The 25,800-nt window shown below is 65.0% G+C and carries 29 protein-coding genes and 1 other RNA gene; 13 read left to right on the top strand and 17 right to left on the bottom strand.

What is annotated here, in order from left to right; translation table 11 throughout:
* Positions 1-2: 2 nt before the first annotated feature.
* Genes AC1ROB_RS00210 through AC1ROB_RS00220 form a run of 3 tightly spaced genes read right to left on the bottom strand, consistent with a single transcriptional unit; the run spans position 3 to position 2,516 of the window.
* Positions 3-983 carry an aldo/keto reductase gene (locus AC1ROB_RS00210; protein ID WP_492972786.1) on the bottom strand — a complete coding sequence of 327 codons (981 nt, stop codon included), beginning with the start codon at positions 981-983 and terminating at the stop codon, positions 3-5.
* Positions 984-996: 13 nt separating this feature from the next.
* Positions 997-1,617 (bottom strand): gamma-glutamylcyclotransferase, encoded by a 621-nt coding sequence (locus AC1ROB_RS00215; RefSeq protein ID WP_492972785.1) that lies wholly within the window; start codon positions 1,615-1,617, stop codon positions 997-999.
* On the bottom strand, positions 1,614-2,516 hold the full coding sequence (locus AC1ROB_RS00220; protein WP_492972784.1) for a DMT family transporter: 903 nt from the start codon (positions 2,514-2,516) through the stop codon (positions 1,614-1,616). The genes AC1ROB_RS00215 and AC1ROB_RS00220 overlap by 4 nt, the downstream gene beginning before the upstream one ends.
* 138 nt (positions 2,517-2,654) lie before the next feature.
* Between AC1ROB_RS00220 and AC1ROB_RS00225 the strand changes: the two genes are divergently transcribed.
* Positions 2,655-3,671 carry a DUF2125 domain-containing protein gene (locus tag AC1ROB_RS00225; protein WP_492972783.1) on the top strand — a complete coding sequence of 339 codons (1,017 nt, stop codon included), beginning with the start codon at positions 2,655-2,657 and terminating at the stop codon, positions 3,669-3,671.
* Here the strand turns inward: AC1ROB_RS00225 and AC1ROB_RS00230 are convergent.
* From AC1ROB_RS00230 to pheA, 3 genes are read right to left on the bottom strand one after another with little or no spacing between them, the layout of a single operon-like run.
* Positions 3,640-4,575 (bottom strand): prephenate/arogenate dehydrogenase family protein, encoded by a 936-nt coding sequence (locus AC1ROB_RS00230; RefSeq protein ID WP_492972782.1) that lies wholly within the window; start codon positions 4,573-4,575, stop codon positions 3,640-3,642. The genes AC1ROB_RS00225 and AC1ROB_RS00230 overlap by 32 nt on opposite strands.
* A 1-nt stretch (position 4,576) precedes the next feature.
* Positions 4,577-5,665, bottom strand: a complete 1,089-nt coding sequence (gene hisC, locus AC1ROB_RS00235) for a histidinol-phosphate transaminase (RefSeq protein ID WP_492972781.1) — start codon at positions 5,663-5,665, stop codon at positions 4,577-4,579.
* Positions 5,666-5,693: 28 nt separating this feature from the next.
* Positions 5,694-6,563, bottom strand: a complete 870-nt coding sequence (gene pheA, locus AC1ROB_RS00240; protein WP_492972780.1) for a chorismate mutase — start codon at positions 6,561-6,563, stop codon at positions 5,694-5,696.
* 230 nt (positions 6,564-6,793) lie between these two features.
* On the opposite strand from pheA, the gene metX reads away from it, so the two are divergent.
* Both metX and metW read left to right on the top strand, forming a co-directional pair.
* A complete protein-coding gene (gene metX, locus AC1ROB_RS00245; RefSeq protein ID WP_492972779.1) occupies positions 6,794-7,975 on the top strand; it encodes a homoserine O-acetyltransferase MetX in 1,182 nt (393 codons plus the stop codon).
* The gene (gene metW / locus AC1ROB_RS00250; RefSeq protein ID WP_492972778.1) at positions 7,972-8,607 is read left to right on the top strand and encodes a methionine biosynthesis protein MetW; all 636 of its coding nucleotides are present in this window, start codon (positions 7,972-7,974) and stop codon (positions 8,605-8,607) included. Before metX ends, metW begins: the two co-directional genes overlap by 4 nt.
* Before the next feature lie 16 nt (positions 8,608-8,623).
* Here the strand turns inward: metW and AC1ROB_RS00255 are convergent, their stop codons facing one another.
* A complete protein-coding gene (locus AC1ROB_RS00255) occupies positions 8,624-9,385 on the bottom strand; it encodes a class I SAM-dependent methyltransferase (protein WP_492972777.1) in 762 nt (253 codons plus the stop codon).
* 45 nt (positions 9,386-9,430) lie between these two features.
* Between AC1ROB_RS00255 and gloB the strand changes: the two genes are divergently transcribed.
* Positions 9,431-10,204, top strand: a complete 774-nt coding sequence (gene gloB / locus AC1ROB_RS00260) for a hydroxyacylglutathione hydrolase (protein ID WP_492972776.1) — start codon at positions 9,431-9,433, stop codon at positions 10,202-10,204.
* On the opposite strand, the gene AC1ROB_RS00265 is transcribed toward gloB, so the two are convergent.
* The 6 genes from AC1ROB_RS00265 to ffs form a co-directional block, all read right to left on the bottom strand.
* The gene (locus AC1ROB_RS00265) at positions 10,201-10,971 is read right to left on the bottom strand and encodes a substrate-binding periplasmic protein (RefSeq protein WP_492972775.1); all 771 of its coding nucleotides are present in this window, start codon (positions 10,969-10,971) and stop codon (positions 10,201-10,203) included. The genes gloB and AC1ROB_RS00265 overlap by 4 nt on opposite strands.
* Before the next feature lie 64 nt (positions 10,972-11,035).
* The gene (locus AC1ROB_RS00270) at positions 11,036-11,803 is read right to left on the bottom strand and encodes a substrate-binding periplasmic protein (RefSeq protein ID WP_492972774.1); all 768 of its coding nucleotides are present in this window, start codon (positions 11,801-11,803) and stop codon (positions 11,036-11,038) included.
* A gap of 71 nt (positions 11,804-11,874) precedes the next feature.
* Positions 11,875-12,468: a recombination mediator RecR gene (gene recR / locus AC1ROB_RS00275; RefSeq protein ID WP_492972773.1), complete on the bottom strand. Its 594-nt coding sequence runs from the start codon at positions 12,466-12,468 to the stop codon at positions 11,875-11,877.
* Positions 12,469-12,479: 11 nt separating this feature from the next.
* Positions 12,480-12,803, bottom strand: a complete 324-nt coding sequence (locus AC1ROB_RS00280; protein WP_492972772.1) for a YbaB/EbfC family nucleoid-associated protein — start codon at positions 12,801-12,803, stop codon at positions 12,480-12,482.
* Between the two features lie 12 nt (positions 12,804-12,815).
* Entirely contained in the window at positions 12,816-14,552 is a 1,737-nt protein-coding gene (locus AC1ROB_RS00285; RefSeq protein ID WP_492972771.1) for a DNA polymerase III subunit gamma/tau, read from the bottom strand.
* 51 nt (positions 14,553-14,603) lie between these two features.
* Positions 14,604-14,699, bottom strand: an RNA gene (gene ffs, locus AC1ROB_RS00290) — signal recognition particle sRNA small type.
* 105 nt (positions 14,700-14,804) lie between these two features.
* Here ffs and nudC point away from each other — a divergent pair.
* Both nudC and AC1ROB_RS00300 read left to right on the top strand, forming a co-directional pair.
* A complete protein-coding gene (gene nudC / locus AC1ROB_RS00295; RefSeq protein WP_492972770.1) occupies positions 14,805-15,806 on the top strand; it encodes an NAD(+) diphosphatase in 1,002 nt (333 codons plus the stop codon).
* A gap of 465 nt (positions 15,807-16,271) precedes the next feature.
* Positions 16,272-16,700, top strand: coding sequence for a DOPA 4,5-dioxygenase family protein (locus AC1ROB_RS00300; RefSeq protein ID WP_492972769.1), 429 nt, complete (start codon positions 16,272-16,274; stop codon positions 16,698-16,700).
* On the opposite strand, the gene AC1ROB_RS00305 is transcribed toward AC1ROB_RS00300, so the two are convergent.
* Positions 16,697-17,533, bottom strand: a complete 837-nt coding sequence (locus AC1ROB_RS00305) for an SDR family NAD(P)-dependent oxidoreductase (protein ID WP_492972768.1) — start codon at positions 17,531-17,533, stop codon at positions 16,697-16,699. The two genes, AC1ROB_RS00300 and AC1ROB_RS00305, sit on opposite strands and share 4 nt — an antisense overlap.
* 25 nt (positions 17,534-17,558) lie before the next feature.
* Positions 17,559-18,011 carry a MarR family winged helix-turn-helix transcriptional regulator gene (locus AC1ROB_RS00310; RefSeq protein ID WP_492972767.1) on the bottom strand — a complete coding sequence of 151 codons (453 nt, stop codon included), beginning with the start codon at positions 18,009-18,011 and terminating at the stop codon, positions 17,559-17,561.
* A 207-nt stretch (positions 18,012-18,218) separates the two neighbouring features.
* On the opposite strand from AC1ROB_RS00310, the gene AC1ROB_RS00315 reads away from it, so the two are divergent.
* Positions 18,219-18,974 (top strand): DUF5131 family protein, encoded by a 756-nt coding sequence (locus AC1ROB_RS00315; protein ID WP_492972766.1) that lies wholly within the window; start codon positions 18,219-18,221, stop codon positions 18,972-18,974.
* On the opposite strand, the gene tcmP is transcribed toward AC1ROB_RS00315, so the two are convergent.
* Positions 18,958-19,884, bottom strand: a complete 927-nt coding sequence (tcmP, locus tag AC1ROB_RS00320; RefSeq protein ID WP_492972765.1) for a three-Cys-motif partner protein TcmP — start codon at positions 19,882-19,884, stop codon at positions 18,958-18,960. The two genes, AC1ROB_RS00315 and tcmP, sit on opposite strands and share 17 nt — an antisense overlap.
* Before the next feature lie 72 nt (positions 19,885-19,956).
* Positions 19,957-20,994, bottom strand: a complete 1,038-nt coding sequence (gene meaB / locus AC1ROB_RS00325) for a methylmalonyl Co-A mutase-associated GTPase MeaB (protein ID WP_492972764.1) — start codon at positions 20,992-20,994, stop codon at positions 19,957-19,959.
* 139 nt (positions 20,995-21,133) lie between these two features.
* Between meaB and AC1ROB_RS00330 the strand changes: the two genes are divergently transcribed.
* The 6 genes from AC1ROB_RS00330 to rimM all read left to right on the top strand — a co-directional run bounded on the left by AC1ROB_RS00330 (position 21,134) and on the right by rimM (position 25,800).
* On the top strand, positions 21,134-21,670 hold the full coding sequence (locus AC1ROB_RS00330; RefSeq protein WP_492972763.1) for a hypothetical protein: 537 nt from the start codon (positions 21,134-21,136) through the stop codon (positions 21,668-21,670).
* Between the two features lie 100 nt (positions 21,671-21,770).
* Entirely contained in the window at positions 21,771-22,661 is an 891-nt protein-coding gene (locus AC1ROB_RS00335; protein WP_492972762.1) for a DUF3108 domain-containing protein, read from the top strand.
* Between the two features lie 18 nt (positions 22,662-22,679).
* On the top strand, positions 22,680-23,060 hold the full coding sequence (locus AC1ROB_RS00340; RefSeq protein ID WP_492972761.1) for a response regulator: 381 nt from the start codon (positions 22,680-22,682) through the stop codon (positions 23,058-23,060).
* Between the two features lie 290 nt (positions 23,061-23,350).
* Complete coding sequence (ffh, locus tag AC1ROB_RS00345; protein ID WP_492972760.1) at positions 23,351-24,736, top strand: signal recognition particle protein; 1,386 nt, start codon at positions 23,351-23,353, stop codon at positions 24,734-24,736.
* Positions 24,737-24,801: 65 nt separating this feature from the next.
* On the top strand, positions 24,802-25,188 hold the full coding sequence (gene rpsP, locus AC1ROB_RS00350) for a 30S ribosomal protein S16 (RefSeq protein WP_492972759.1): 387 nt from the start codon (positions 24,802-24,804) through the stop codon (positions 25,186-25,188).
* 9 nt (positions 25,189-25,197) lie between these two features.
* Positions 25,198-25,800, top strand: a complete 603-nt coding sequence (rimM, locus tag AC1ROB_RS00355; protein ID WP_492972758.1) for a ribosome maturation factor RimM — start codon at positions 25,198-25,200, stop codon at positions 25,798-25,800.

Below are 25,800 nucleotides of genomic sequence, written 5' to 3' on the forward strand. Positions count from 1 at the left end.
TATCAGCTATGCCCCAGCACCGGATGCGGCTGGTAGGGTTCTTCCAGCGCCTTGATCTCGTCGGCCGTTAAAGTCACCCCCAGCGCACCGAGCGCGTCCTCCAGCTGGTACATCTTACTGGCGCCGATGATCGGCGCCGTCACCACCGGCTTTGACAGGATCCAGGCCAGCGCCATCTGCGCCGGCTTGATGCCGCGCGCTTCTGCAAGCGAAGACACCCTTTCAGCGATGGTGAAGTCGCCCGGCTGGTAATACATGCGCTGGGCGATGTCGTCGGTCTTGGCGCGCTCGGTCTCGCCCCAGCCCTGTTTCACACGGCCACCGGCCAGGAAGCCGCGCGCCAGCGGTGACCAAGGGATCACGCCAATGCCGAAGCTGCGACAGAGCGGCAGCATCTCGCGCTCTTCCTCACGATAGACCAGGTTGTAGTGGTTCTGCATGGTAACAAACTTAGCCCAGCCATTCTGCTGCTGCCGATGCAATGCATCGGCGAACTGCCAGGCGAACATCGAGGAGGCGCCGATATAGAGCGCCTTACCGGCCTTCACCACATCGTTCAGCGCATCCAGCGTTTCTTCGACCGGCACCTGCGCGTCGTAGCGGTGGATCTGGTAGAGATCGACATAATCGGTGCCGAGCCGCTGCAGGCTGGCATCGATGGCCTGCATGATATGCTTGCGCGACAGGCCGGCCTGGTTCGGGTGCGGCCCCATCGGGTTGTAGACCTTGGTGGCTAGCACGATCTCGTCGCGTTTGGCATACTTTTTCAGCATGCGGCCGGTGATCTCTTCGCTGACGCCGGTGGAATAGACATCGGCCGTATCGAAGAAATTGATGCCGGCCTCCACCGCGCGGTGGAAGAAAGGCTCGGACTCGGCTTCCGGCAGCACCCAGCTGCGCCATGCCGGATCGCCATAGGTCATGCAGCCGAGGCAAAGCTTAGAGACCTTCACGCCGGTCTGGCCGAGGCGGATCATGTCCATGGCGTTTTCCTCTTCAAATATCCGGGCAGCGCTTTTTCACGGCCTTGAGCAGATGATGCAGCGGCCCGTCGCCGATGCCGAGGGCGTCCAGGTGCTGCACGGTATTGGCCAGGTAGGCGGCATTCGGACCGCGCGCGCCGCAGCAGGTGGCGATCACCTTCACCACCTGGCGCTCGCTCAGATGGCCGGCATACTGCTTGTGCTGCGGATCGGCGACAAAGGCCAGCACATTGGCGCGCTCGCCGTTTTCCATGGCGGCCAGATGGAAGCCCGGGCGATAGACGCCGGTGACCATCTCGCGACGGTAGAGATAGTCGATCACGGCGTCCTGATCGGCGCGCCTCACGCGGAAGGCACGACCGATGCAGGAGCCGCCGGGCATCAGGCCGAGCACCAGGCCCGGTGCTTCCGGCGTGCCGCGATAGCGATGCGACCAGACGCAGAAGCCGCGGTGATAGCCCCAGAGCCGCGCCTGCCGCACGGCGGTGTAGGGAAAACCCGGATCCCACATCAGCGAGCCGTAGCCATAGACCCAGAGCGCTTCGCCCTTCGGCGGCTTGATGCGCGGATAAGGCGGCGCTGCCTCGCCGGGCAGCGGCTCTTCATGATCGAAGGGGATCGGCGCGCGCTTCATTTGCGCGCCGGCGTATTGACCAGCGCCACGCCCACCATGGTGACCGCCATGCCGATCAGCGCCAGGAGGCTGAGCTGCTCGCCGAACAGGATATAGGCCACCAGCGCCGTGCAGGGCGGCACCAGGAAGAACAGACTGGAGACCGTGGACGCCGCGCCGCGCTTGATCAGGATGAACAGCAGCGTGATGGCGCCGAGCGACAGCACGATGCAGAGCCAGCCGAGCGCGAAGAGAAATTCGCCGCTCCAGACCACCTGCCGGGTTTCAAACAGCAGCGCAAACGGCACCAGCGCCACGGTGGTGGCGCCGAACTGGATCGCCGTGCCCGAGCGCAGGTCGATCTGCGGGCAGAACTTCTTCTGATAGAGCGTGCCGATGGTGATGCCGAACAGCGCGATCACCGACAGCGCGTAGCCCCAGGCGGTGCCGATGCCGAGATCGAGCTTGGTCCAGACCACCAGCACCACCCCGCCAAGGCCGAGCGCGAGGCCGAGCCACTGACGCCGCGTCACCGTCTCGCCCAGCACCGGGGCGGCCGCCGCCGCGACCAGCAGCGGCTGGATGCCGACGATCAGCGCCGAGATGCCGGCCGGCACGCCATGGAAGATCGAGGCGAAAACACCGCCGAGATAAACCGCCTGCAGCAGCAGTCCGGCAAAGGCGACATGACCGGCTTCCGTCCAGCTTTTCGGCCAGGGCGCCGCCGTCAGCGCGGCAAAGAGGCAAAGCAGCACGGTGACGATGGCGAAGCGCAGGACCAGGAAGGTCATCGGCTCGGCATAAGGCAGGCCGAGCTTGGCGCCGATGAAGCCGGTCGACCACAGCAGCACGAACACGCCGGGCATGGCAGCGAGGGCCCAGCGTTGCGCGGGCGAGGAAATTGCGACGGGAGGCGACATGGCGGACAAGGACGGGAAGCCTGCGGTTTTCAGCACTATTCTATGATTGGCCATCTATGGCAAGCGCAGGGGACTGACAAGCCGGGCCTGTAACAGCCGCCCCTGTAACAGCCGGCTGCGGCCTGCTATATCGATGCCATGCGCTACGTCATTCTCGCCGGCCTGATTCTCGGGGCTTTGCTCGGTTATTACGTCCTGTGGTCGCATCTGGCCGACCGCCTGGCGGCCCAGGCCGATGCCTGGGTCGAAACCCAGCGCAGCCTGGGACGCGACGCCGGCTATGACGGCCGCCGGCTCTGGGGCTTTCCCTATCGCCTGTCGCTGACGCTGACCAAGCCGCGCTGGCACGATCCGCAGAATCCCGCCGGCTGGAAACTGGAAGCCGACGAGATCACCGCGCATCTGCAGCTCTGGGAGCTGCAGCATGTGATCTTCGATCTGGGCGGCAGCCAGCGCATCGGCTGGCGGCTCGACAATGCCGACCGCCAGGTGACGATCCGCAGCGACAAGACCCGCGCCAGCCTGGTGCTGGACGGCGCCGGCAACTGGCTGCGCGTCGCCGCCGACCTGACCAAGACGCAGATCAGCGGCGAGGCGATCCGGGGCGACTGGCGCGCCGACAAGCTGCTGCTGCATGCCCGCCGCAACGGCGATATGCCGCCCAGCACCGATCTCGCATTGCAGGCCGAAGCCGTCACCCTGCCGCCGGCCATGGATGGCCCGCTCGGCCGCGCCATGGCGCAGGTGAAACTGATCGGCACCGCGCGCGGCGCCGCCTTTGGCAAAACGCCGGAAGAGCTGCTCGGCAGCTGGCGCGACGCCGGCGGCGTGGTGGATATCCAGAGTCTTGTCTTGAACTGGGGCGCGCTGAAACTGGATGGCGAAGGCAGCCTGAGCCTGGACAAGCAGTTCCGGCCGCTGGGCGCCATGAGCGGCCAGATCCGCGGTGCCGAGGCCGCCTTCGACGCGCTGGTGACCGCCGGCCGGATGCGGCCGCAGGATGCAGCCCTGGCCAAGACCGGCGCGGCCATGCTGGCCAAGCGCGACGACAAGGGTGGATCGTATATTCCGGCGCAGTTCAGCGCCCAGGACGGCTGGCTGTCGCTCGGGCCGCTGCGGCTGTTCAGTCTTTCGCCGGTTTTGCCGCAGCCGTAGGGCTGCCCGAGCGCCCGAAATCGGGCGCGGCGGTTTCCTGGCCGGCATCGATGATGGCGCGGCGGATCGTGCGGGTGCGGGTGAACAGCTCGAACAGCGCATCGCCCTCGCCCCAGCGGATCGAGCGCTGCAGGGCGATCAGGTCCTCGGTGAAGCGGCCGAGCATTTCCAGCACGGCATCCTTGTTGTTGAGGAAGACGTCGCGCCACATGGTGGGGTCGGAGGCGGCGATACGCGTGAAGTCGCGGAAACCGCCGGCGGAATACTTGATGACTTCCGACTCGGTCACCGCCTCAAGGTCATCGGCGGTGCCGACGATGTTGTAGGCGATCAGATGCGGCACATGGCTGGTGATCGCCAGCACCAGATCGTGATGACGCGGCTCCATCAGCTCGACCTTGCTGCCGATCGCGGTCCAGAAGGCTTTCATCTTCTCCACCGCACCGGCATCGGTGGCGGCTTCCGGCGTCAGGATGCACCAGCGGTTCTGGAACAGGCTGGCGAAACCAGCCTTCGGGCCGGAATGCTCGGTGCCGGCGACCGGATGCCCGGGCACCAGATGCACGCCAGCGGGTAGATGCGGCGCGATGTCGTTGATGACGGCCTGCTTGCACGAACCGACATCGGAGACGATGGCGCCTGTTTTCAGCGCCGGGCCGACATGGCGGGCGACGGCAGCATTGGCGCCCAGCGGCACGCAGAACAGCACCAGATCGGCGTCTTTCGCGGCTTCGGCCGCATCGCCATGGACGGAGTCGGCCAGCTTCAGCGCCGCTGCTTCGGTGCGATGCTTCTCGCTGGCATCGGCGACCGCGATATGCTGCGCCAGACCCTGCTCGCGCACGGCATGGGCGATCGACGAACCGATCAGTCCGATGCCGATAATGGCGAGGCGGTTAAACATCTCAGCCCTTCATCACGGCAGTCAGGGCGGCGATGACCATGTCATCCTCCTCCACTGTGCCGATAGACAGGCGCAGGCAGTCGGGCAGGCCATAGCCACCCATGCCGCGCAGGATCAGGCCGCGCTGGCGCAGGGCCGCATCGGCTGCCTTCACCTGTTCGGCGCCGCCGGGGAAGCGCATCAGCAGGAAGTTGGCCACGCTGGGCACAACCTTGAGGCCGATCTTTTCCAGCGCCGCAGTGACGCGGGCCAGTTCGGCATCGTTATGGGCGCGGGTCTTGTCGAGCCAGGCGGTATCGTCCAGCGCCGCGGCGCCGGCAGCCTGGGCCGCGGCGTTGACGTTGAATGGCCCGCGCACGCGATGCAGCACCGCCACCACATTGGCCGGCGCATAGGCCCAGCCCAGACGCAGGGCGGCGAGGCCGTAAATCTTGGAAAACGTACGCAGCATCATAGTGTCGTCGCGCGAAGCCACCAGTTCCATGCCGTTGGAATAGTCGTTGCGCGACACGTATTCGGCATAGGCCGCATCCACCACCAACAGCACGCCAGCCGGCAGGCCGTCCCGCAGGCGGCGCAGCTCGGACGCGGAAATATACGTGCCGGTCGGATTGTTCGGATTGGTGAGGAACACCACCTTGGTCTTCGGCGTGACGGCGGCAAGCAGCGCATCCACGTCGGAAGTGAAGTTCTTCTCCGGCGCCACGACGGGCTTGGCGCCGCGCGCCATGGTGGCGATCGGATACATCATGAAGCCGTATTGCGAATACACGACCTCATCGCCCGGACCGACATAGGCGGCGCAGATCAGCGAGATCATCTCGTCCGAGCCGTTCGAGCAGACGAGATTGTCGGCCGGCACGCCATAGTGCTTCGCCAGCGCCTGACGCAGCGTCTCGACGCCGCCATCGGGATAGCGGTGCAGTTCGCCGGCCATCTGTTTGAAAACCTCCATCGCCTTGGGGCTCGGGCCCATCGGCGACTCGTTGGAGGAGAGCTTGTGCACCTTGGTCACGCCCGGCACGGCGGCCTCGCCGCCCTTGTAGGGCGCGATATCGAGAATTCCGGGTTGCGGCTTCGGTGCAGTCACGGCACTCACTCCTTCAGATCAAATCGTCTCAGGCTGCCTCGTCGGCCAGCGGCACGGCATAGGCGCCGATCACCACGGCATCGGTGATGCCGGCCTCGGCATTGACCAGCACGGCCAGGCGGTCATCGCCATCGGCGATGAACCCGGCGATATCCAGCAGCACCCGGGCACCGTAATCGCCCTGACGATACTGGGCCAGCACGCGCCCCTCCAGCCCCGCCTTGCCCAGCAGCGTGGAAATCCGCGCCAGGCTGGGGGATGCCTCAGTCATCTGCAGCACCACCAGCGTGCAGTCGTCGCCCGATTCCTCGGGCCCCACATTGGCGATCACATAGGCGCCCAGGTCGCCGGCCATCTGGCCGGTGGGATTGGGCACGAAGGGCAGCCGGGCGATGATGCGCGGCGTCTCGGTCGAACGGCTGGCCAGCAAAGGCCACCAGCTTTCCTTCTCGCCCTCTTCGGGCAGTGCCATGATGCCGAGCGTGCCGGGCTGCCCCGACATGGCGCGCAGCACCGCACTGGCAGTGGTGCAGAGCTGCAGAGGCGTGGTCGAGCCGTAATAGTCGCGCGCCAGGTCCCAGCGCGCCGCCGACTTGTTGGGCGCATGCACGGCCACCTTCACCGGCGCCTGCAGGTGATAGAGCGCAGTAATCATCTCGCGCCAGATGCGGGTCAGCGCCGCCGCCGGCAGGCCGCCGCGATGACGGTCCATCAGGCGGCGCAGGATCTGCGCCTCGCGGCCGGGCCGCAGCACCGTGCCGGGCGCGCCTTCGCGGGCCTTGGCGCCGGCCACGCGGGCCACCGCCTCGGCGCGACGGCGCAGCAGGTCCTGGATCTGGTCATCCAGCACATCGATCTCGTGCCGCAGATCGGCCAGGGTGGGTATGTGATCGCTCATGGATATGGGTCTGGGGGCAAAAAGCCGCATAGTCTTAAGAGCCTGCCGGCCCGGCCGCAAGGCCGGGGGCGGCCGGTAAAGTAACCGTGGCCAAAGAAGCCGTTGACAGGGGGGCCGGGGGTCCGTAAGCACGGGGTCCCGCGCCGGACAGGGTCCCGGCCGGGGACCGTACCGGGGTCCGTCCTGACGGATTCCTCGCTCCAAGCCCTGTAGGATATTAACGGCTGCCTATGAGTGCCGCGCTACCCCCCTTGCATATCCTTGACCCTATCGGGCCCGGCCACCGTGTCACGCTCGGCGAAACCCTGCCGCTCAAGCTGGATTGTGGGCTCGATCTCGGTCCCTTCCAGATCGCCTATACGACCTACGGCCACCTGAATGCCGACCGGTCGAATGCGGTGCTGATCTGCCATGCGCTCACCGGCGACCAGCATGTGGCCAACACCAACCCGATCACCGGCAAGCCCGGCTGGTGGGTCACCATGGTCGGCCCCGGCAAGGTGATCGATACGGATCGCTTTTTCGTGATCTGCACCAATGTGCTGGGCGGCTGCATGGGCTCGTCCGGCCCCAAGGATACCGAGGCCGCCACCGGCAAACCCTACGGCCTGAAATTCCCGGTCATCACCATCCGCGACATGGTGAATGCCCAGGCCATGCTGCTGGACCATCTCGGCATCCAGCAGCTGTTCTGCGCCATCGGCGGCTCGATGGGCGGCATGCAGGTGCTGCAATGGGCCGCCAGCTATCCCGAGCGCGTCTTCGCCGCGATCCCGATTGCCTGCGCCGCCAAGCATTCGGCCCAGAACATCGCCTTCCATGAAGTGGGCCGGCAGGCGATCTATGCCGATCCCGACTGGCAGAAGGGCGATTATTTCGCCCATGACGTGATCCCGCGCGCCGGCCTGGCGGTGGCGCGCATGGCCGCGCATATCACCTATCTGTCGGAAGCCGCATTACACCGCAAGTTCGGCCGCAACCTGCAGAACCGCGAACGCATCACCTATGGTTTCGAGACCGAGTTCCAGGTGGAAAGCTACCTGCTGCACCAGGGCTCGACTTTCGTGGAGCGCTTCGACGCCAACTCCTATCTCTACATCACCCGCGCGATGGACTATTTCGACCTGGCTGCGCAGGCTGGCGGCAACCTGGCCGGCGTGTTCAAGGGCAGCCGGACCAAGTTCTGCGTCGTCTCGTTCACATCGGACTGGCTGTTCCCGACGACCGAGAACAAGGACATCGTGCGTGCCCTGAATGCGGCGGCGGCCAATGTCAGCTTCGTGGAAATCCAGACCGACAAGGGCCATGACGCCTTCCTGCTCGACGAGCCCGAGATGTTCAGCACGCTGAAGGGCTTCATCGACGGCTGCGCCGAGCAGCGCGGCCTGAATCAGACCGGGGGCGCGGCATGAACCAGACCCGCCCGATTGCGACGGCGACCCACAAGGATATCCGCCGCGACCTGCTGCTGATCGCCGAGATGGTGGCGCCGAAGACGCGCCTGCTGGATGTCGGCTGCGGCGACGGCGCCCTGCTGGAATACCTGGCGCGCGAAAAGGACGTGGACGGCCGTGGCATCGAAATCCGCCAGGCTGGCGTGAATGCCTGCGTGGCGCGTGGGCTGTCCGTGATCCAGGGCGATGCCGACAACGACCTGCCGGATTATCCCGATGCGGCTTTCGATTACGTGGTGCTGAGCCTCACCCTGCAGGCCACCCATAATCCGCGTAAAGTGCTGCACGAGATGCTGCGTATCGGCCAGCGCGCCATCGTGTCGTTTCCGAATTTCGCCTATTGGCGCGTGCGACTCCAATTGCTGCTCGGCGGCCGCATGCCGATGACGGCGGCGCTGGACGATCCCTGGTATCAGACCCAGAACATCCATCTCTGCACCATCCAGGATTTCGACGAACTCTGCGCCCGCGACGGCTTCATCGTCGAACAGCGCATTGCCGTCGATGGCCAGAGCAAGCGCCTGCAGAATGCACCCGCCAACTGGTTCGGCGCCCAGGCTGTTTACTTGTTGCGTCGCCGTGGTGCTTGATCCGGGCGGCGCCTGATCAGTCTTCAGAATTGTCCGTGCGATGGGCGCCGCCGAGCTGGGCCGGCTGGGTATTCGGCTTGAGCAGGAATTTCTTGCTCTTCACGGCTTTCGCCGGCACGCCGGCATAGACCTGCTTTTCGGCTTCCACCAGCAGCACGCCGGAGAAGCGGTTCCACAGAATCTCGCCGGTCTTCTCCCAGGCATCCACCGCCTTGATGACAAAGGCGCGGTCGGACGGCGGCAGCCACAGCGCCGTCTGCGACTTGGTCGGCGAGAAGAGTGAGTCGCGCATCAGGCGGGTGAGCTGCGGTGGTGTATAGGGATGGCCCTGGCCAAACGGCGTCGCCTCGATATGAGCCCAGAGGCCACGGCGATTCGGCACCACCGCCAGCAATCGACCCTGCGGCGTCAGCACGCGCCAGACCTCGCGTAAGAGCGCGCGGATGTTTTCCGAATTCTCCACCGCATGCATCAGCAGCAGCCGGTCGACCGATGCATCCGGCAGCGGCAGGTCGTCCTCGTCCACCAGCGTCACCCGGCCGGGCAGGCCGCGCGGCCAGCGCACCACGCCCTGGGGGCCGGGCATGGCGGCGATCACGCGCTCGGCCTCGCCCTCAAAAATCCGCAAATACGGCGTGGCGAAGCCGAGGCCCAGCACCGTCATGCCCTGAACATTGGGCCAGAATTCGCGCAGGCGCAGGCGCAGCAGGTGGCGCACCGCGCGCCCCAAAGGGTTGGCGTAAAATTCGCGCAGATCGATCACATCGGGGCGCAGCATCGCGCTATATTATCCCTGTTCCAGTTCCCGTTGATAGAGATGGTCATGCCCCTCGACATCGTCCAGATCCCCGTCCTGAACGACAATTACATCTACCTGGCCCGCGATCCCGAGACCGGCGCCGTCGGCGTGGTCGACCCGGCCGTGCACGAGCCGGTGCTGGCGGAGCTGAAAAAGCGCGGCTGGACGCTGACCCATATCCTCAACACCCATCACCACCCCGACCATGTGGGCGGCAACATGGCCCTGAAAGAGGCCACCGGCTGCACGATCGTCGGTCCGGAAGCGGATGCGGACCGCATCCCCGGCCTGGATATCGCCGTGGCCGACAACGAGGGCATCAACCTGGGCAATGCCATGGCGCGCGTCTTCGACGTGCCCGGCCATACGCGCGGCCATATCGCCTACTGGTTCGCCGATTCCAGCGCGCTGTTCTGCGGCGACACGCTGTTCGCGCTCGGCTGCGGCCGGCTGTTCGAGGGCACGCCGGCGCAGATGTGGTCCTCCTTGAGCAAGCTGCGTCGCCTGCCCGACGAGACACGGGTCTACTGCGCCCATGAATATACGGAATCGAATGCGCGCTTTGCCGTGACCGTGGAGCCGGGCAACGAGCTGCTGAAGCTGCGTTACGACCGCATCCGCGAGGCCCGCGCCAACGGCCTGCCGACCGTGCCTTCCACCTTGGACGAAGAGAAGGCGACCAATCCCTTCCTGCGCCCGATGAGCGAGAATATCCGCGCCACCCTGGGCATGGCCGATGCCGACGATGTCGCGGTCTTTGCCGAGACCCGCAAACGCAAAGATGCGTTCCGGGGCTAGAACAGGTAATCTGGCGTCAGCTCGGCATACGTGGCGTCGCGCAGTTCGCCCATGATCCGCCACAGGCGCTCGGTGAAATCGCGATGCGCCGCATGGAAACGGCGCGAGACCGGCAGATAGAAGTCCGCCGTCACCACCGGCGGCAGCAGCTTCTCGATCTGGGTGTTGTTCTGCAGCATTAGCAGCCGGTCCGCCACGCCTTCCAGGGTAACCACGGCATCGACCCGACCCAGCATCAGCATGCCGAACATCTGCGCATTGCTGGTCAGCGGCACGATGTCGATGCCGCGCGACCGCAGGGTCTGCGCCATCAGTTCCGACGTGGTGGTGGCCACCGAACCCTGCAGCCCGGTGATCATGCTGCCGTCCCAGGCGACGGCATCGCCCCGCTTGCGATACAGCGCATAGGACAGCCGCAGCGCATGGCGCGCACTGTCCGGCTTGTCGCCGCGCATCGGATAAACCAGGTCGACCGCGCGTTCGGTGTCGTAGCGATACCCCAGAATGCCATCCTTGTGATCGGCGCGGATTTCCTCGATCAGGCGGCGCAGCGGCATGCGCACCAGTTGCACCTTGCCGTCGGTACGCGCCAGTGCCCGCTGCAACAGCTCGATGGTCATGCCGGGGCGTGCCGGAATCGCCGTGCCTTCGCCAACCAGGAAAGGCTGCAGGTCGCGATCGATATACCCCAGACGCAATTCCACGGCCCGCGCATCGACGCAGAGCAGACCGGTCAGAAGCAGCACAAGGCAGGACAGCCGTTTCATGCGGCGCAGTCTAGACCGCTGCCTGCAAGGCAGGCAGTTACCTTTCGATAAGGTTGCGGCCGGACTAGAACAGGTAGTCCGGCGTCAACTCCGCATACGTGGCATCGCGCAGTTCGGCGATTGCCTGCCAGAAACGATCGACAAACTCCCGGTTGGCCGCATAGAAGCTCCGCGAGACCGGAATGTAGAAATCCTCCGCCACCAGCGGCGGGGCGAGCTTTTCGGCACTGTGGCCACCCTGGCGCGCCAGGCGGTCGCCGATGATGTCGAGCGTCACGACGGCATCGACGCGGCGCAAGGTCAGCATGCCGAACATCTGCGCCTCGCCCTCCACCCGCACAACGCCGGCGCCGAGCCGGGTCAGCGCCTCGGCGATCAGTTGCGAGGCGCCGACGGCGACCGGCGTGGCCAGGCCGCCGATGCCACGACCATCCCAGGTGACGGCCTCTCCCGGGCGGCGGTAGATCGAATAGGCCAGCCGCACCACGCTGCGCGCCGGATCGAGCTCACCGCTGCGCATCGGATAGATCAGATCGGCAGCGCGTTCGCTGGAATAGCGATAGCCGATGATGCCGTCCTGTTTTCCCGCGTGGGTCTCGGTGATCTGGCGGCGCGGCGGCAGGCGGGTGAGCTGCAGGTTGGCGCCAAGGCGATTGGCGCAGCGCTGCACCAGGTCGATGGTCATGCCGGGCCGGCCGGGAGTGACGAGGCCTTCACCCATCAGATAGGGCCGCACATCCTGGTCGGTGTAAGCCAGCCGCAGCTCGACCGCTGCCACGGGCCGAGCCAGCAGGGTCAGGACGAGAAAGACGGGTATCACCGGCAGCCTCATACCCGCAGCCTAGCGCGGCCGGGCCGGACGGAACAGTGACCTTTACAGCAGAGGATTAACGCAGGCCCTGGCTAAAGCAGCCGGCGGGCCTTCAGCGCGGCGCCGAGCGTGCCGTCATCGAGATAGTCGAGCTCGCCGCCCACCGGCACGCCATGGGCCAGCCGGCTGATCTGCACATTGAGCGGCCCGAGCCGGTCGGTGATGTAATGGGCCGTGGTCTGGCCTTCCACCGTGGCATTGGTGGCGATGATGACTTCCTTGATGCGGCTGTTCTGCACCCGGGCGATCAGGCCATCGACATTGAGGTCGGAGGGGCCGACGCCATCCAAGGCAGACAACGTGCCGCCAAGAACATGGTAGCGGCCACGGAACACGCTGGCGCGTTCCAGCGCCCAGAGATCGGCCACGCTTTCCACCACGCAGAGCAGGGCCTCGTCGCGGCGCGGATCGGTGCAGATGCCGCAAGGATCGCGGCTGTCGAGATTGCCGCAGGAGGAACAGGCATGCACGCTGTCGCCGACCTCTTTCAGGGTCGCGGCCAGCGGCAGCATCAGCGCGTCTTTTTTCTTCAGCAGATGCAGCACGGCTCTGCGTGCAGACCTTGGGCCCAGGCCCGGCAGTCTGGCCAGCAGCTGGATCAGCCGCTCGATCTCCGGTCCAGCCACGCCTTAAATCCTCAGAAGGGCAGCTTCATGCCCGGCGGCAGCGGCAGGCCGGCCGTCATCTTTTGCATCTGCTCGGCCATCTCGCGGTCGGCGCGGCCCTTGGCATCGGCATGGGCGGCCTTGATGAGATCTTCCAGCACCTCGCGCTCGTCTTCCTTCAGCAGCGCCGGATCGATCTTGATGCTTTTCATCTCGCTCTTGCCGTTCAGCGTCACCGTCACCATGCCGCCGCCGGCGGTGCCCTGCACCTCGCGCAGCTCCAGTTCGGCCTGCATCTCCTGCATCTTGGCCTGCATCTGCTGCGCCTGCTTCAGCATGTTGCCCAGATTCTTCATGGCGGAAACTCCTCAGTCCAGCTCGTCGAGCGGATCGACATCGTCGGTGACATAGGCATCGGCGGCCTCGTCCACCACCGGCTCGTCGGCCACCAGGGGCATCACTTCGCGCACCTCGCCCAGCACCGCACCGGGGAAGGTGAGCAGCACCGCCTGCACCAGCGGATGCGCCTGCACATGGGCGCGGCGGCGGAGATCGTCGGCCTGCTCCTGCTCGGCCAAAGTCGGCTCGCCGGGCGCCTTGCTTAAGCTCACCACCCAGCGCTGGCCGGTCCAGGCTTTCAGCTTTTCGATCAGGCGGCCGGGCAGATCGTGATGGGCGCCACTATCGAGGCGCAGCTCGATGCGGCCCGGCTCGAAGCTGACCAGATGCACATCGTTGACCAACTCGCCGGCCAGCATGCCCTCGCGCATCTCCTTGCAGAGCGCCACGACGGCGGGGAAATTCACCGGCATGGCCGCGAGCGCCACGGTCTCGCCGGGCTGGGGCTGGGCCGAGGCCATCGCACGCGGCTGCGTCGCCACGGCAGCACTGGTTCCGCTGCCGCCTCCAGACGGACCGCGCGCCGGCGGCGCCACACCCGGCCCGCCCTTGTCGCGCCATTCCTTGGCCAGATCGCCCGGCGAGGGCAGATCGGCGGCATAGGCGAAGCGCACCAGCACCATTTCGGCGGCGGCCAGCGGCACTGGCGCCGAACGCACTTCGGCCAGACCCTTCAGCAGCATCTGCCAGCTGCGCGCCAGCACCGGCATGCCGAGCTTGGCCGCCAGTTCCTTGCCGCGGCTGCGCTGGGTCTCGGGCAGCGTCACATCGTCAGGCGTGCCGCCGATCACTTTGACCCGCGTCAGCCAGTGCACCAGGTCGAGCATGTCCTGCAGCACTACGGCCGGATCGGCGCCGACGCGATATTGCGCCTGCAGGTTTTCCAGCGCCTTGGGGAGCTGGCCGTGCAGCAGCTGGTCGAGCAGCGCGAAGATCTGGCCGCGATCGGCGAGGCCCAGCATGTCGCGCACCAGTTCGGCGTTCACCGTGCCGGCGCCATGGGCAATCGCCTGGTCGAGCAGCGACAGGCCGTCGCGCACCGAACCTTCGGCGGCACGGGAAATCAGCGTCAGCGCGTCATCGTCGATCTCGGCTTTCTCTTCGCCGGCGATGCGTTTGAAATGCGCGTTCAGCACGGCGATCTCGACACGCTTGAGATCGAAGCGCTGGCAGCGCGACAGCACCGTCACCGGCACCTTGCGGATCTCGGTGGTGGCGAAGACGAACTTCACATGCGGCGGCGGCTCTTCCAGGGTCTTCAGCAGGCCGTTGAAGGCCGCCGTGGAGAGCATGTGCACTTCGTCGATGATGTAGATCTTGTAGCGCGCCATCGACGGGGCGTAGCGCACCGCTTCGATGATCTCGCGGATATCGCCGATGCCGGTGCGCGAGGCCGCGTCCATCTCGAAGACATCGGGGTGCCGGTCCTCGGCGATGGCTTTACAGTTATCGCAGACGCCGCAGGGCGAAATGGTGGGACCGCCCTTGCCATCCGCGCCGGTGCAGTTCAGCGCACGCGCGATGATGCGGGCGGTGGTGGTTTTGCCCACGCCGCGGACGCCGGTGAGGATGAAGGCCTGAGCGATGCGCCCGGTGGCGATGGCGTTGGTGAGGGTGCGGACCAGCGCATCCTGGCCGATCATCTCGGCGAAATTGCTGGGTCGGTATTTGCGCGCGAGAACGCGATAGGGCGCCGGCTGACTCATGGACCTAACATGCCGTGCGCGGACCGAAAATTAAAGCGTTCGGGGGCAAAGGTGGGAGGCTGACAACGACCCGAACGGGAACTCGTTACGGCTGCTTCCTTCCGGACCTGACCGGGTTGGCGAGACGCTCGTCCACCGCCAACCTCCCGGGGCCTTATATCAAGCATCGGCCCGCACAATTCAAGCCGCCGAACCCCGGATTCGCCGGGCCCGGCAATGGACGGCGCGACGCGATTATGCCAGCGTTTCAGGATGGTTAGCCCCGAGACATCGCCAAACCCCGCCCGGCCGCCGCGCCCTATCGGTTTCACCGGCTCGCATCTGGACCGTGCCGGCAATCCGCGCCGTGACCCGGCCTGGCTGAGCCAGCAGCGCACCCGGACCGACGCCCGCTTCCTGATGCTGCGCGAGCTGAAGGCGCTGATCGATATCACCACCAAGCCGGCTGGCATCGCCTGGCTCGATGCCGGCCAGGCCCGGCCCTTCGAGTCGCTGCCCACGATCTTCCTCGGCGTCGATCCCGCCGGCATCCCGCATTTCGCCATCGACGGCGACACAAGCGACGCCACCACCGGGCTGCACAGCGAGACCGAAAAATACATCGACGTGCGCAGCATCGCCGCCCAACTCCGGCCCGAAGAGGCCGCGATCCTGGCCCAGGCGCGCAGCGTGACCGACTGGCACCAGCGTCACGGCTTCTGCGCCCAATGCGGCGCCAGGACCGAGGCCGGCGATGCCGGCTACATGCGCAAATGCACGTCGGACACCTGTGGCGCGCAGCATTTCCCGCGTACCGATCCGGTGGTCATCATGCTGGCGGTGCGCCGCGATCCCGCCACCGGCGAAGACATGGTGCTGATGGGCCGGCAGGGCCGCATGGCGCCGGGCATGTATTCGGCGCTGGCCGGCTTCATGGAACCGGGCGAAAGCCTGGAAGAAGCCGTACGCCGCGAAATCCTGGAAGAATCCGGCATCAAAACCGGTGCGGTACGTTACCTGATGTCGCAACCCTGGCCCTTCCCGTCCTCGCTGATGATCGGCTGCGTCGCCGAAGCCACCAGCGCCGAGATCACGGTGGACCCGACCGAACTGGAAGACGCCCGCTGGTTCCGGCGCAGCGAACTGCCCGAGATGCTGGAGCGCGGCAAGCAGCGCCTGCCCAACAGTCCGACCAGCCCGGACGATCCACCCTGGATGCCCCCGCCGCTGAGCCTGGCGCATCAGATCGCCAAGGCCTGGCTCAATGGCGCCTGACGGCGCCGGGGCCTGGCTGGCTGGCGCCTGACTGAATGGGGCCAGACCGGACCACGCCGGTACTCCACCTGGACCAAATGGAGCCAAACTGGGCCAAAACCGTCCAAAGCCAGCCAGCATAAGAATGGCAAAAAACCTGATTTTAAGCCGAAATCACCCTTAATTTCGGGGTTTTCAGGCTTTCCGGGCCGATATTCGCCCTGAAAGATCCGGTTTTTACCCGACATAAGGATGATTTCGGCCTGTTTGGGCCTGCTTCGCTCCTGTTCCAGCTGATTTCATCCGGCTCAGGCCGGTTTCAGCCACCGTCGGGCGCAAAAAGCCGCAAATCCGATCCACGATATCAAACAGCGGTATCCACCCGGATACTGTTCGAGCAGAATAAGAACAATAATAGAACATATTCTGTAAAAAAAGCAAGACCACCGGCTTGCTGTGCCTGCGCCAGGCTGCTCAGCTTCCGCCATGACCCAGACCGACAGCCTGCCGCGCGCCATCACGGCCATCGCCAGCTACCACGCCCATGTCTATTTCGATGGCCCGGCCGAGCGCGAGACGGCCGCCTGGCTGCGCGACCGCATCGACGAGCAGTTTGTGCTGCGGATCGGCCGCTGGCATGACCGGCTGGTCGGGCCGCATACCAGGCCGATGTACCAACTCGCCTTCGCCACCGCGCTGTTCCCGGCGCTGGTGCCCTGGCTGATGATCAACCGGCGGGGCTTAAGCGTGCTGGTGCATCCCAATACCGACAACCCCTACGACGACCATCTGGTGCATGCGCTGTGGCTGGGCGAACGGCTCGGCATCAACGGCGGCGTGCTGCCGCACCGGATCGAGCCGGACGAGACGCCGGAAGACACCACGCCGAATACGAAGGTGACGCCGGCAGGCTAGGCCGCCAGCGCCTCTGCCGCCTTCTGCAGGCCCTCGAGCCGACCCTCGATCTGCGGCCGCGTCTCGGGATGGGTGAGGATGTAGAACGCCCCCGCTTCGATGCCGGCCAGCACTTTCTGCGCAAACACATCGCCCGGCATCTTCACCGCCAGCATCGCCTCGAAGGCGGCGCGAATGCGGGCGAGCTGATCCGGCGGCGTGCGGCTGCTCGCCTGCAGATGCGATGGCCGGTTGCGGTCGGACTCGGTGATGCGCGACTCCACCACGCCGGGGCAGACCACCGAGACACTGAGCCCTGATTGCGTGATGGCCAGTTCCTGCGCCAGGCTTTCGCTTAATCCCACCACGGCATATTTCGACGCGCCGTAAGCCGACATGAAGGGCGGCGCGGTGAGGCCGGCTAATGATGCCACATTCACCACATGGCCGCGCCGGTGCCGCAGCATGCGCGGCAGGAAGGCACGGATGCCGTTCACCACGCCCTCCACATTCACATTCAGAACCCAGGTCCAGTCCTGCGGGTTGCTGTCCCACAGCGGCCCGAGCAGGCCGCCGACGCCGGCATTGTTGACCAGCAGATCGACGGTGAGGAAGCGCTGCTCCACCTGCTGCGCCACCGCCTGCATGGCGGCGGCATCGGAGACATCGCAGGCATAAGCCTCGACCGCATAGCCATGGCCGCGCAGCGCGGCGGCGGCCGCAGCGAGCGCGGCCTCCTCGACATCGATCAGCGCCAGCGACAGGCCGCGGGCACCAAGGGCTTTGGCGAGGGCCAAGCCGATCCCGCTGGCGCCGCCGGTGATGACGGCCACCTGTTTCGGTTCGAATTTCATGAGGTCGGTCCTTAAATAATACGCGTCATGGGATTTCGCCCGGCAAAGCCGCCGTGAAGCGGCCAAGCAGACTGCCGAGCGTGGCAATCTCTTTTTCGGTCCAGCGGTCGCGGAACAGATCGGCGGCGGCGCGCCGCAGCGTGTCTTCCGCTTCCGCCACGCGGGTGCGGCCGGCCTTGGTCAGCACGACATAGGCCACGCGGGCATCGCGCGGATCGGACTCGCGCTTCACATAGCCGGATTTCTCCAGCGGCAGCGCCATGCGCGTGATGGTCGACTGGCTGCTGTTCAGCATGGCGGCGAGATCGACGCGGCGCAGACGCTGCAGCGGCGCGCGCGCCAGATGCATCATCAGCATCAGTTCGCTCAAGCCCAGCCCATGCACCGAGGCCAGCCCCGGACCGAGGCGGGCCTCGAGGAAGGACTGGGCGCGGAACAGGCGCAGGATGGCGGCATAGGATTCGGCTTCGGTGTTCATGGCGCCGATTATAGCCGATATACTTCCGAACGCAAGTTGTTTTGAAGGAAATTAAACAGCGAGCTCCAAGGATTTTGGAAGCTATTTAATGTTCGCTAAGCGTTCTTTTCTCAACTATACTTCAACCTATTCCGATTCTACTTGAGACGATTCGCCCTTGCCCGCTCGCGGCAGGGCGTTTTGATTCGCGTAAGGCAGGAGATACCCATGGCCGAGAGCAGCATTGAATGGACTGACGCGACCTGGAACCCGGTCGCCGGCTGTACCGTCATCACGCCCGGCTGCACCAATTGCTATGCCATGCGCATGGCGGCACGCCTCGATGCGATGGGCGTGGAGAAATACAAAGGCCTGACCCGCAAATCCGGCGGACGTTACGTCTGGACCGGCAAAACCCGCCTCGACAAAGCTTCGCTGGAACTGCCGATCAGCTGGCGAAAGCCGCGTCACATCTTTGTCAATTCGATGAGCGATCTGTTCCATGACAGCGTGCCGGCTGATTTCATCAGCCAAGTCTGGGATGTCATGCGGCAGACTCCGCAGCACACCTATCAGATCCTGACCAAACGGCCGGCACGCATGCGCGAAGTCGCCGGCGTGCTAAATCGCAAGCCACTGCCGAATGCATGGCTGGGCACGACGGTCGAACATTCGGAAACCCTGTGGCGACTGGATGAACTGCGCAAGACACCTGCCGCAATCCGCTTTGTCAGCTTTGAGCCTTTGCTTGGGTCCGTCGCTGATGCTGACCTCCGGAAGATTCACTGGGCCATCGTCGGTGGCGAGTCCGGCCCTCGTTCCAGACCAATGGACAAAGAATGGGTCGAAGAGATTCGATCTCTTTGCCGCGACTACGATACAGCCTTTTTCTTCAAACAGTGGGGCGGCGTCAACAAAGCAAAGACTGGCCGCAAGTTACATGGCCGCACTTGGGATGAACGGCCGCCTACCGCAGCATCTTAAGCACAGCCGTTGCAATCCGCTTCCCCACACTCTGCGCGACTGCAGAGCGGTTCGCCATAGCGAAAAAGAGGCTATACATAGGGGCGTTTGTGGGACTCAAAATCCGAGCAGGCGGCAGCACAAGAGGGAATTCAGTTTCCAGCCTCTGCTTAACCCACGCCTCAATGCCATCCGCATTTAAAATCCGTTGAAGCTTTGGGGGCGGGGGAGCAACACCGAATAAATCTGTAATAGAAGATGCAGGCGGTGTGCCATAAAATGCACCTTCCCAATCCTTTGTGCCCAGAATGAAGTTTAGCGTATCTCGTTTGTCTTGCGTTAGTTGAGAGTGATCGTTTGGCGCATTCCGATACACCCCGGATAAGGGAAACAGATACCAAAGATCAAGATTGGTTTTCCCTATCGCCTCTAGAGTCTTCCAGCCAACTGAATTGCCAAACGGATCAAGGAAAATTACACCGCGTGTTTTCCGCCAATCAATTGCGCCAATAATCTTCTTCACCTCTACATTGGCATCACCAGCAATTACGCTGACGCGAGTATCGCGACTACGCAAATCCTCCAAAGCTTTAATATTCGCGGGCTTCTTATCTATGAAGAACAGGCGGGTGAACGGTGGCTCTATTGCAAGAGCGCGCCGAGCTGACCCCTCATGCTCTTTCGCAGCCTCATGTATATCGAGCAAAGGCGCTGAAATTGAATCGTCAAAAGAAAAGGAACCACTGCCTGCAAAAGCATCTATGTAGATGCGCTCAAATGGCCGATACTTGGATGGTTGATGCTGCAGCGCAGTATTAAACTGCTTCATATAGGTAGAGACCGCCTCCACTTTCAGAAGCGACCATATCCCCCCAAATTTTTGCGCCGTCAAATTGACCCACCCCGTATATGCACGCGTTTGCGTGGACACATTGGATTTGGCATGAATTTTCTAGAAGCGCAAAGAATCTCGATTAACGCCGCACTCTGAATACCAGGGCATTCACTTCCCCAGCATGCCGAGCAGCTTGCGCGCTGCCGCTGATGGCGTGATCTTGCCCGCCGCCACCGCCTTCTGCTGCTTGGGCAGTTCGGCGGCAATCGCCGGATCGGTCTTCAGCCAGTCGAGCAGGCCGTCCTGCAACTCGCGCAGCAGCCAGCCTTCGGCCTGGTGGCGGCGCTGGGCCGCGAAGCTGCCGGACTGTTCCAGCGCCGTACGGAATCTGCCAATGGCCGTCCACACCTCGGCGATGCCGTCGTTGAACAGCGCCGAGACCAGCAGCACATCCGGCACCCATTCGGGATGGCGCGGGCGCATCAGCTGCAGCGCCATGCGGTAATCGGCCGCTGCCAGCCGCGCGCTGGGCAGCAGGTCGCCATCGGCCTTGTTGACCACGATCAGGTCGGCCAATTCCATAATGCCACGTTTAATACCTTGAAGGTCGTCGCCGCCGCCGGGCGCCAGCAGCAGCAGGAACATGTCCACCATGCCGGCCACCGTGGTTTCCGACTGGCCGACGCCGACGGTTTCCACCAGCACGACATCGAAGCCGGCGGCCTCGCAGAGCAGCACGGCTTCCCGCGTGCGCCGCGCCACGCCGCCGAGCGAACCGCCCGACGGCGAGGGGCGGATGAAGGCATTAGGATCGCGGCTAAGCTGCTCCATGCGGGTCTTGTCGCCGAGAATCGAACCGCCCGAGAGCGCCGAGGAGGGATCGACCGCCAGCACCGCGACCTTCAGGCCCAGCCCTCCGTCTTCTTTGGGCTTCGTGAGCGAGAGTCCGAAGCTTTCGATGAAGCTGGACTTGCCGACGCCGGGCGTGCCGGAAATACCGAGCCGCACCGCACCGCCGGCCCCCTGTTCGCCAGTATGGGGCAGCACCGCCTGCAGCAGCGTCTCGGCCGCCAGCCGGTCGCCGGCATGGCGCGATTCCACCAGGGTGATGGCGCGGGCCAGCGCGCGGCGGTCGCCGCCCAGCAGGCGCGCGGCCAGCGCGGCGGGATCGTCGGTGCGGCGGGCGGGTTTGAGCGCGGGCGACATGGCCCGACCTTAGCCGAAGCGGCCGCGGATTGGCCACTGGCCGCCGCACGCTCCCGCCCGTGACGGTCACGGCGACGGCGGGTTTTTGCCATTCCACGATTGACAGGGAGTCGTCCGGATTCGTATCCCATAGGCAGTCATGGCGAATCGGTCCGACGAAACGGCCTATCCCAACCCGCTGCAACTGCTGGTGCAGGCGCGGGCCGAACAGGTGCGCACCGGTCAGCTTGAGCTTGCCCAGCCGCGAGCGGAACCGGCACCGGTGGCGCCGGCTGCCGCACTGGCCGCCGCTTACGATCCGGCTACGCCCTACGATCCCGCCGCCATTGCCGCACGGATCGATCTGATGCGCGGGCGCTTCGCCAAGGCGCGCGACGACCTGGTGTCGGCCCTGCTGTTCCTGGGCGACGCCCAGCAGGACTGCAATGCCCTGAGCGAGGCCTGCGCCGCCAACCGCTGGACCATGATGGCCAGCGGCGTGGCGCTCTTAAGCGACTCCTTACGCCGCGCCCTGCCATCGGAATCGCGCCATCTCGATCTCATCGGTCTGCTGATCGATGCGCTCTATGCCCTGCGGCGGGCGGAAACCCGCCCGGATATGGGCCGGGCCGGGGCCGATCTGCTGCGCGGCCTGAAGCTGGCGATCAACCGCGAGTTGCCCGCCACCTACGCCTGAACCGATCCGTCCCGGTCCGGACGGCACATCTGGGCGCCATCACAAAGAATTCGGTTTTTTCGTCTCGGAAAAGCCTGAGTCGAGGCGTAAAATGCCGGCCATGGGCAAGCCTGTGTCATATGCACTGATCGGGGGTCTGCTGCTCGGCCTGGGCATCGACGTGACGTCGCTGCGCGCCGCCGCCGATCCCGAGGAAAGCCTGCGCGACGCCAATATCTCCTTCGGCCTCTACACGCTCGGCACCAAGGGCATGGATATCGGCATGACCATGCGCCGCGATGCCGAAAGCCTGCAGGTGGAAACCGCGATGCGCACCGCCGGCGTGCTGAACTTCGCCACCCGCTTCATCATGACCGGCCAGGCGCTGGCGCGCGTCGCCGACGACCGCTATGTCCCGGTGCGCTATGTCACCGACAGCGACGGCACCTGGTCGAAACGCGCCACCCGCATGAGCTGGGGCGCCGATGGCCTGCCGGTGGCCATCGTCGAGCCGCCCAATGACGAGGATGACCGCGAAGAGGTCTCCGACCTGCTGAAAGCCAACACGCTGGATCCCAACACCGCGATGATCGCCCGGCTGCTTCGGGCCGGCGAGACCAGCGCGACGCCGCCCTGCGACGGCATGGATGCGATCTATGACGGGCGGCGGCGCTACAACATGCATTTCACGGCGCTCGGCCCCGACAGTGTGGCGCCGCATAACCGCACCGCCTATAGCGGCCCGGCGTATAAGTGCCAGGCCAAGGTGGAACCGGTGGCCGGCTACAGCCGCAAATTCCTCGCCGAATGGAGCGAGAAGGACGAGCAGCCGACCATCATCTGGCTGGTGCAGCCGCCGGGCTTCACCGCCTGGGTGCCGGTGCAGCTGGAGGCCAGCACGCGGCTGGGCACCGCGCGCGCCTGGATCAGCGGCGCGACGCTGAACGGGCGCCAGTGGCTAGCGCCGCTGGGACCGATCCGCGCCGAACTGCCCAAAGAAAACTATCAGTAGGCAGGCCAGATTCCATCCATGACCGAGACCCGCAAGATCCTGGTGGCCGATGACGCCACCATCGGCCGCGCCGTGTTCGACAAGCTGCTGCATGCGCTGGGTTACGAGCCGGTATTCGCCCGCGACGGCCGCGATGCCGTCAATCTCTTCGTCGAAATGCCCGATCTGGCCGCCATCCTGATGGATGTGCGCATGCCGGGCCTGAACGGCATCAAGGCAACCCAGGAAATCCGGGTTTCCGGGGTGCGCAACGGCATAACGGTGCCGATCATCGGGATCACGGCGGCCGACGGGCCGGAGGTGCGCCGGGAATGCCTGGCCAGCGGTATGAACGAGGTGCTGGTCAAGCCGATCGACCCGCGGGCCCTGGTCGAGGCGATACGACGGTTTGTGGTTTAAGATATTGAAATAATTATATAAAATAGTTAAAATCGTCGCCCTCGGCCTTGTCCCGAGGGTCCATCCCATGGTTCCGCGGTCCGGAAAGGGTCCATGGACCCTCGGAATAAATCCGAGGGTGACGTCGGGAGGGGTGGTCCGGGGTTGACTTAAAGGCCTCAAAAGGCTTTATTCCGCCCGCTTTCTGAAGCTTTGGAAGCAATCCGGTCCGAGGACCGCCGTCCGTCCGCGAGTGTCGCGCACGGGCGTCGTTTCGTTTTGGATCATTTGATGAGGTTTTCAGGGTCGACATGTTCGAATCTCTGAGCGGCAAACTGGGAGACGTCTTCGAGCGGCTGCGCAAGCGCGGCGCGCTGTCGGAGTCTGACGTCTCGGAAGCGCTGCGCGAGGTGCGCGTCGCCCTGCTGGAAGCCGATGTCGCGCTTCCCGTCGTGAAGACCTTCATCGACGGCGTGAAGGCGAAGGCCGTCGGCCAGGATGTGCTGCGCTCGGTCACCCCGGGCCAGATGGTCATCAAGATCGTCCACGATCATCTCGTCGAGATGCTGGGCGGAGGCGATGCCGAGGATGACGGCGCCGGCATCAGCCTGAATGCCGTGCCGCCGGTGCCGGTGCTGATGGTCGGCCTTCAGGGCTCCGGTAAAACCACCAGCACCGCGAAGATCGCGCTGCGGCTGATGAATAAAGAGCGCAAGAAGGTGCTGATGGCGTCGCTCGACGTCTATCGCCCGGCTGCGCAGGAACAGCTCAAGATTCTCGGCGAGCAGAACAGCATTCCGGTGCTGCCCATCGTCGCCGGCCAGATGCCGGTGGATATCGCCAAGCGCGCGCTGCAGGCCGCCAAGCTCGGCGGCTATGACGTGCTGATGCTGGACACCGCCGGCCGGCTTCACGTTGACGAAGCGCTGATGCTGGAAGTGGCCGCGGTGCGCGACGCCGTGCAGCCGCATGAGACGCTGCTGGTCGCCGACAGCCTCACCGGCCAGGACGCGGTGAATGTTGCGAAAAGCTTCAACGACCGCCTGGGCATCAGCGGCATCGTGCTGACCCGTGTCGATGGCGACGGCCGCGGCGGCGCAGCGCTTTCGATGCGCGCCGTCACCGGCAAGCCGATCAAGCTGATCGGCGTCGGCGAAAAGGTCGATGCCATCGAGCCCTTCCATCCGCAGCGTATCGCGCAGCGCATCCTCGGCATGGGCGATATCGTGTCGCTGGTCGAGAAGGCCGCCGAGACGATCGAGAAGGAAGAAGCCGAACGCCTCGCCGCCCGCGTCCAGAAAGGCCTGTTCGACATGGACGACATGGCCAGCCAGCTCAAGCAGCTGCGCAAGATGGGCGGTATGTCGGGCGTGATGAACCTGCTGCCCGGCGTCGGCAAGGCCAAGGCCGCGATGGCCGCCGCCAATGTGGACGAAAGCGTGCTGAAGCGCCAGGAAGCCATCATCAGCTCGATGACCAGGGGCGAGCGCAAGAATCCCAAGGTGATCCAGGCTGCGCGCAAGAAACGCATCGCCGCCGGGTCGGGCACTTCGGTGCAGGACGTCAACAAGCTGCTGAAGCAGCATCTGCAGATGGCCGACATGATGAAGCGCATGTCGAAGCTGGGGCAGAAAGGTTTCATGCGCAGCATGGGCGGGATGATGGGCGGAATGCCCGGCATGCCCAAACTTCACTAGAAGGCCCGGGTTGCACTGATCAGTTTCGCGTATTCGAGTTTCAACGTTTATCTGAAAGGAAGATCATGTCCGTCAAGATCCGTATGACCCGCGGCGGTGCCAAGAAGCGCCCCTATTACCGTATCGTTGTCGCCGACTCGCGCAGCCCGCGCGATGGCCGTTTCATCGAGCGCATCGGTTCCTATGATCCGATGCTGCCGAAGGACCGCGAGCGCGTGACGCTCGACGTCGAGCGCTGCAAGTACTGGCTGAGCCAGGGCGCGACCCCGTCGGACCGCGTCGCCCGCTTCTTCACCAAGGCCGGCCTGGTCACCACCTGGGCCCATGGCAACAACCCGGAGAAGGGCAAGCCGAAGGCGAAGGCCCAGGAGCGCATCAAGGCTGCCGAGGAAGCTGCCAAGGCCGCTGCCGAAGCCGCTGCCAAGCCCGCCGAAGAAGCTGCTGCTTCGTAAGTTGACGGGATGAGCGGCAGACTTCTGCTGGGCGTCGTGATCGGCGCACAGGGCATCCGCGGCGAGGTGAAGGTGAAAGCCTTCACCGCAGAGCCGGAAGCGCTCGGGGATTACGGTCCCCTGCAGGATGCCGGTGCGACGAAGACGTATCCGCTGAAGGTGCTGCGACTCTCACCGGGCAAGGCGAACGACATTGTGATTGCGCGTATCAAGGGCGTCGAAGACCGCAATGCGGCCGAGGCGCTGAAGGGCACCGAGCTTTATGTCGCTCGCTCTGCCCTGCCCCAGGCCGGCGATGGCGAGTTCTACCATGCCGATCTGGTCGGCCTGACGGCTGCGTTGCCGGACGGCCGGGTGCTGGGGCAGGTGGTGGCCGTGCACAATTACGGCGCCGGCGACATGCTGGAGGTGAAAACCGCCAAGGACGGCTCTGGGGGCCGTTCGGCGATGGTGCCCTTTACCGACGACGCGGTCCCGGTTGTGGATCTCGCCAGCGGCCGGGTGACGGTGGAGCCGGCCTTCTGGCTGGGCGCACCGGAAACCGAGGAGGACCGCAAGGCCGAGGCTGCAGAGCTGGCGGCGGAGCGGGCGGCCGAACAGGCCGGGGGCTGA

It is taken from the genome of Ferrovibrio sp. GW821-FHT12F09 (genome assembly GCF_058806775.1).